Annotated in this window: 6 protein-coding genes; 1 reads left to right on the top strand and 5 read right to left on the bottom strand. The window is 72.2% G+C overall.

From position 1 onward, the window contains the following. The first annotated feature begins 172 nt into the window (after window positions 1–172). Window positions 173–949, top strand: a complete 777-nt coding sequence (locus ACIQVZ_RS42165) for a hypothetical protein (RefSeq protein ID WP_402458423.1) — start codon at window positions 173–175, stop codon at window positions 947–949. Between the two features lie 43 nt (window positions 950–992). On the opposite strand, the gene ACIQVZ_RS42160 is transcribed toward ACIQVZ_RS42165, so the two are convergent. The 5 genes from ACIQVZ_RS42160 to ACIQVZ_RS42140 are packed head-to-tail and all read right to left on the bottom strand — an operon-like array spanning window position 993 to window position 5,771. After that, on the bottom strand, window positions 993–1,259 hold the full coding sequence (locus ACIQVZ_RS42160) for a hypothetical protein (protein WP_401092606.1): 267 nt from the start codon (window positions 1,257–1,259) through the stop codon (window positions 993–995). Between the two features lie 48 nt (window positions 1,260–1,307). Next, complete coding sequence (locus tag ACIQVZ_RS42155) at window positions 1,308–1,910, bottom strand: hypothetical protein (protein WP_402458420.1); 603 nt, start codon at window positions 1,908–1,910, stop codon at window positions 1,308–1,310. Further along, the gene (locus ACIQVZ_RS42150; protein ID WP_402458418.1) at window positions 1,907–2,953 is read right to left on the bottom strand and encodes a TniB family NTP-binding protein; all 1,047 of its coding nucleotides are present in this window, start codon (window positions 2,951–2,953) and stop codon (window positions 1,907–1,909) included. The genes ACIQVZ_RS42155 and ACIQVZ_RS42150 overlap by 4 nt, the downstream gene beginning before the upstream one ends. After that, the gene (locus ACIQVZ_RS42145; RefSeq protein WP_402458415.1) at window positions 2,950–5,025 is read right to left on the bottom strand and encodes a Mu transposase C-terminal domain-containing protein; all 2,076 of its coding nucleotides are present in this window, start codon (window positions 5,023–5,025) and stop codon (window positions 2,950–2,952) included. Before ACIQVZ_RS42145 ends, ACIQVZ_RS42150 begins: the two co-directional genes overlap by 4 nt. Then, window positions 5,022–5,771: a TnsA-like heteromeric transposase endonuclease subunit gene (locus tag ACIQVZ_RS42140; RefSeq protein WP_402458412.1), complete on the bottom strand. Its 750-nt coding sequence runs from the start codon at window positions 5,769–5,771 to the stop codon at window positions 5,022–5,024. Before ACIQVZ_RS42140 ends, ACIQVZ_RS42145 begins: the two co-directional genes overlap by 4 nt. Window positions 5,772–5,864 lie beyond the last annotated feature (93 nt).

Genomic DNA, 5,864 nt, shown 5'->3' with positions numbered 1-5,864 from the left:
CTGTCCTGTGTCAAATGATCTTGACCGTTTGTCAAACGATCTTGATCACATCAGAACGGTTAGCGGTGATCACGAGGTTCGGCTTCACCGGAGCAGGTGGGGGCTGACGTCCTGCTCGTCGGCCAGGGCGGCAGGCTGCTGGCCCGGGACGCTCCAGTAGGCTGCGCTGGTCATGGATATGCATGCCGAAGCCGAGCAGGTCCGGTGCGGCGCGGGTGCTTTCGGTCCGCCGATCCGCCGGCTCTTCCGGGACGTCATCGCCGACCGCCTGCCGGGCCGCAGGCCGCCCCAGGCCGCGATGCTGTTCGACGCCGGGACCGACTCCTCCTGGGACGACCGGAGCTTCCTCAGGGACTTCGACAACGAGATCCTCCACCAGGACGCCTGTCAGCCGGCTACTGCCGACGGCCTCGTCCTGCTCGCGGCACTGGCTGTCGACGACCGGGTCCCTGCCCGATACCGGTTCCAGGCCGTCGGTCTGCTGTTCAGGGCCGCCACCGTCGCCGAGCGCCATCTCGCCGAGGCATGGCCGGCCACCCCGAGACATGCCGATCCCGACAGCGAGGCCCGGGTCCGCGGCGCGGTTCAGGCCTGCACGCCGGATCTGCTGATCCGTTGGCCGGCCGAATGCCCGGCGGTGAGGCTGGCCCTCGCGGGCCTCGCCGTTGTCTTCCCCACCGAACGCACCCTGCCCGCCCTGCTCCCACGCCTGCAGGCCTTCATCCACCGGCACCCGCAGGGCAGCGACATCGGTGACTTCGTGCGCTTCGTCCTCGTGCTTGCTGCTCAGGACGAGGACCGGATCCTCACGATGACCGAGAACCTCACCGACACCTACTGGACGGGAACGGCGCGAGGAGCGCCGACACGGGCACGGGCCCTCCACCTCCTCGGCCAGATGCTGGCCAGGGTCGGAGCCGGACTCAGCGGGCTGCGCGCCGGGCGGTGACACCCCGTGGGCAGCGCCGTGCCCAGCCTGGAGTGATCGGCCGCTACTTCACGAGTCCGAACCCGTCCGGGAACGCTGCCAGGAATTCACGGCGGCCGGGATCGGTCTCGGCTTCGGTCATTGCGTCGATCACCTGCTGGAACTCCGCGCGCTGGGCGCTGGACAGGCGATCCACCACTGCGGCGACGCCTTCCAGCGCCTTCACCGCATCGTCCTGATCCATGAGGTCGTCGTCCGCGCTCTCGACGAACCTGGTGAGATCCACGAGCGCCTCCGCCAGGGCACGGGTCAGCGACGGGTACTGCGACATGGACGATCCTCTCGAAGGCGGTGGCCGCGGAAATCTGAGCGCACCCAATCACATGCGGCGGACACGCTGGAGGAAGGCGTTGATGGCGGAGTAGGTGAGCGGTGTGTCGTGATCGTCCATCATCTGGGCCCAGATCTGCGCCGTCGACCGGCCGGCCCCGGCCAGAGCGCGGATGCGGCGGCGCTGGGTGTCGTCGGCGGGTACGGTCCGGGCCAGCCGACGGACGGGTTGCTGCTGGAGGGCCCGGCGCAGGTCCTTGCGACGTAGTCCGTGGCGCCGGGCGGCCAGTCGCCAGGGGACGCCGTTGCGCGGCGGTGCCAGCGCGAGAAGCAGGTCGATCCCGCGGATGAGCTCACTCTGCCCGGCCTCGCGCAGGTCCGCGGGTTTGTGCTGTGCGGGCTGCGGCCTGCCGGGGGCATCGGAGAGGGCACGTCGCAGGTCGGCCGGGCGGCGTCCGGCGAGCTGGGCGAGGAGGGTGATGTCGGGCTTGCCGATGTTGGATCTCGGACTGGTCAGGGCGTTCAGGTAGCTGGGTTTGAGGTGGTTGGCCCGCGCGAGGCGGCGGAGGTAGCTGTCGGTGCCCTCGCCGAGCCGCGGAGGGACACGGACCGGCAGGGGCCGCAGCGGCGGCCGGGTGCTCGGGTCGGTCATCGGCGGCGGCCGGAGGGCGGGGTGCGGGCGCTGGTCTGGGCGGCGTGGTCGAGCGGGATGGCGTCCAGGCCGCTCTTGGTGATCTCCTCGGTGCCGGTGAGGATCGCGTCGATGGCGGCGCCGCGGATCTGGTGGGACAGGGCGCCGATCATGCCGCCGGTGCGGTGGTGGAGGTGGCGGTCGAGGGCGGCGAGGGTGCCCGGCCGGTGGTCGTGGAGCAGGAGGTGCTGCTCAAAGGTGGCGACCAGAGCGGTCCATTCCTCGCCGTAGGGGAAGGGGCTGGTGGGCAGCAGGGTGAAGCGGCCGGCGATCTGTGCGCCGCGGGTGCCGGACAGCAGGTTGCTGCGCTCGATGTCGATGCCGGCGTAGACGAACGTGGCGGGGATGCGCTCGGAGAAGTACTTGAGGGTGTCGGCGACCTCGGCACCGGAGCGGCTCGTCAGGGAGATGTTGTGCAGCTCGTCGACCAGGACCAGGCCGGTGCGGGTGTCGGTGCAGACGCCGACGACGGCCTCGGTGATGTCGGTGATGTTCGCGCTCCGCGTGACCGGCAGGCCGAGGAAGCGGGCGAACTCGGCGGCGAGCATCCGGGGCGTTGCGGCGGGCGGGACGGTGATGTAGACGACCGGGATACGCTCGCCGCGGCCGGGGTGGCGGGCGCGGTCGAGGAGTTCGTGGGCGCGGCCGAGCTGGGTGATGGCGATGGTCTTGCCGGTGCCGGCCGGACCGGAGAGGATCAGCCCGCGCCGGGCGCTGACGGCGTGCCGGTTCAGCAGGACCAGGCGCCGCCCGCAGGTGACCGCGTGCCGGACCGTGGAGGTGGCGACGACCCGCAGGCGGGCGTGGTGGTCGAGGCGGGCCTCGTCGTAGAACGTCCGCTCCAGGTCGCCGAGCGCGTCGTACCGCCGCCGGGACAGCAGCCTCGGCGGCGGGGGCGGATCGGCGGTGAACTGCCGCCAGCCCTCCAGCGTGGTCAGGTGCCGCCCGGCCGCCTCGTCACCGTCCCGGTCGGCGGGGTCGGTGATGGTGGGGCGGGCGGTCACGTGCGTCTCCAGGGGTCTTCCAGGGGGTCGAACAGGCCGAGCGGGATGACCTTGGCCAGCGGCCGGCCGTCATCGGCGGGCTCCGGCTCTGGGGCCGGTGCGGGCGGCGTGGGGGAGTCCTTCGGCGGGACGGCGCCCGCGGTGGTGGTCGCGCGGGTGCGGGCGGCGACCCGCCGGTCGCGGCGGCCTGGCTTGCCCGCGGCGGGCCGGTCGGGTCCGGCGTGGGCGCGGGTGAGCAGGGCGGCGACCGCGTCGGCGATCTCGGTCTCTGTGGCGCCGGGCAGCTGGTGGCTGACGTGGTCCCAGGCCAGTTCGCCGAAGGGGACCGGCGCGCGGTGCAGGTGCTTCCAGGTTGCCTGGATCCAGGGCCGGCCCTCGCCGCGGTGGTCGCGCACCCAGATCCGGGAGACGTCGTAGGGGTCGCGGTGGATCTCCCACAGGCCGCGCTTGGCGGTGATGCCGGAGTCCTGGCGCCGGAGCGGGTCGAGTTCGGGGCTGTCGTAGACGCGGTGCTTGAACTTGATGCCGTAGTCGTTGACGGCGCGCCACTCGGCAGGCAGCAGCTCGATGTAGTCGTCGCCGGCGAGCGCGACCGGGACGTAGCCGCAGGCCTCGACGAGGGTCGCGTACTTCTCGTTCGGGGTGAACGTCCGGCTCGGGTGCGTGGGGTCGCGCAGGCTGTCGTGCGGCCGGTTCTGCCAGTGGGCAACGATCCACTCGTCCAGCAGCTCCTGGAGCTCCAGCAGCGACCAGAGCCGATCGCGCTCGGGGTGGCGGCCGCGGTGGTCGGTGCTGCGACCCAGGTGACCGGGCAGGAACTGGACGAACAGTGACGCGATCGAGGCCAGCATCTTCTCGATGTGGCCCTTCTCGAAGCCGGAGCCCTTGTGAGCGGGCTGGAAGTCGATCTCCAGGAACCGGCACGACGACTTGAAGTTGCGGGAGATGAACGCCTTCCCGTGGTCGCAGACGATCATCTCCGGGACGATCACCGGCCGGGCCGCAGCGTGCTCCAGGCGCTCGTCCAGACTCAGCAGCCGGCGGTGCGGCAGCACCGAGCGCGACATCCGCAGGGCCTCCGCCCAGCCCGGCCGCAGCGGCTCCGGCGTGACGGTGCGGGCCAGCAGCACGCTCGCGTCGACCGCCTTGGTGGTCGGCCGCAGCACCGCCGCGGTGAGCGTGCGCGTCGCCACGTCGATCATCGCGGTCAGCTCGATCCGGCCCGGGACGCCGTCGTCCAGCAGGACCATCACGTCCATCGGCGTGGAGTCGATCTGCATCACCTCGCCCGGCGCGAACGCCGGCAGCTCGCCGAACGGGGTCTTCGCCCCGTGGGCCCGGGAGCGGCGGGTGCTCGCGGTGCCGAAGGTGTGGGTCCTGAGGGTCAGCTTCGCCAGCAGCCGGTAGAGCGTGCTCCGCGAGGGCAGCTCGACGCCCTGGGTCTCGGGCGTCTGGCGCAGGATCTCGCCGGTCCGCCAGATCAGGTAGGAGCCGGTGCGGGTGGAGGCGTCGACGCCCTCGCTGATCGCCGCGCGCATCGCCGCGACGACCCGCTCGTCGACCGCGGTGAATTCCGGTGCCCTGGGGGCGGCTCGGCGGTCGACCAGGCCGAGCACGCCCTCGACCTGGTACCTGCGCCGCAGGTTGCCGATCGCGCTGGCCGACACCGCGTGGTCGGCCGCCGTCAGCTCGGCGGCCTTCGCCCGCTGCCGGGCCGTCAGCGACGTTCCCGGGCCGTAGCCCGGGCGCGGCGGAGCGTCGGGGTTGGCCTCCGGGAGGCGGCCGTGCAGGACTTCGAGGATGTGGCCCTCCCACCACAGCGCTTTCTCGATCGCCTCTGGCGGGAACGTCTCCAGCCGGGACTGGGCGGGCAGCGGCGTACGGACCGGCAGGTCGACCACGGCGAAGTCCGGGGCGTCCGTCAGCTCGCCGATCGGCACATCCACCCGGCCGCCGCCGGCGTCCGACAGCGTCGCCGACTTCGCGGTGACGCTCACGATCGCCCGGACCTGCCCGGCGAAGCGCACCCACGCGCCGACCACGAGCCGGGCCGGCTGCTGCATCCCGCTCACCGCGCCCGCCTCCCGACGCCGACCGGCGTGGTCGACGACAGCGGCGCGCTCTCCAGGTCCGCGACCAGGTCGCCGTGCCACAGCAGGTGGAACAGCACCGGCAGCACCACGAGTGGATCGCCGGCCTGCGCCACCCCGGCCCGAAGCGGCGCCCCGTCGGCGAACACGTCGAGCAGCCGCGCGCCGACATCGGGGTCCGCGCAGCGGCGCCGGCGGTAGCGCGACAGCCAGCGCACGTTCTCCATGACCACCGGATCCGGCTCGCCGACCCGGACGAACTCCCAGCCCACCGCCCGGCAGGCCCGTTCCGTCGCGGCGAAGGCCTCGGCGTCCGCCCGCTCGATCCGGTCGCCAGCCCGCACGTCCACCACCCGGCCCCGGCCGTCGGCCAGCCGCACGAAGTAGTCCGGCGCGTGCCGGCGCCGCCGCAGGCCGTCGTGCCAGTGCAGCCAGAACGGCTGCGAGGCGATCCCCACGACCTCGGGCTCGCGGTCCAGCAGGATCAGCCGATCCCGCTCCAGCCACGACTCGTAGCCCACGTGGCCGCCCACCGTCGCGGAGAAGTACCAGCCCGCGAAACTCTGGCCGTCCTTCGCCCAGCGGAACTCGCGTACCGGGTCGGTGGACTCGAACCGCCGGTTCCAGGCCTGGCCGAGCGGAAGCCGACAGCGCTCACCAGCGTCGACGAAGTCCAGCTCGAACGCCGACAGCACCGGGTCGTCGTACACCAACGAGGCAACTGCCACCGAGACCCCCGCCACTGATCAAGATCAAATGACAGAAACCTACCGTCCGTCAAGATCATCTGACAAACGATCAAGATCATTTGAGACGGGACA

Origin of the sequence: Kitasatospora sp. NPDC098663, assembly GCF_044760075.1 — a bacterium.
Lineage (GTDB): Bacteria > Actinomycetota > Actinomycetes > Streptomycetales > Streptomycetaceae > Kitasatospora.
This window is presented reverse-complemented; position numbering and strand designations above follow the sequence as displayed.

What these genes read in the sequence shown, in the direction of transcription:
- ACIQVZ_RS42165 (WP_402458423.1), top strand. Translation starts at nt 173, where the DNA reads ATGGATATGCATGCCGAAGCCGAGCAGGTCCGGTGCGGCGCGGGTGCT.
- ACIQVZ_RS42160 (WP_401092606.1), bottom strand. Translation starts at nt 1,259, where the DNA reads ATGTCGCAGTACCCGTCGCTGACCCGTGCCCTGGCGGAGGCGCTCGTG.
- ACIQVZ_RS42155 (WP_402458420.1), bottom strand. Translation starts at nt 1,910, where the DNA reads ATGACCGACCCGAGCACCCGGCCGCCGCTGCGGCCCCTGCCGGTCCGT.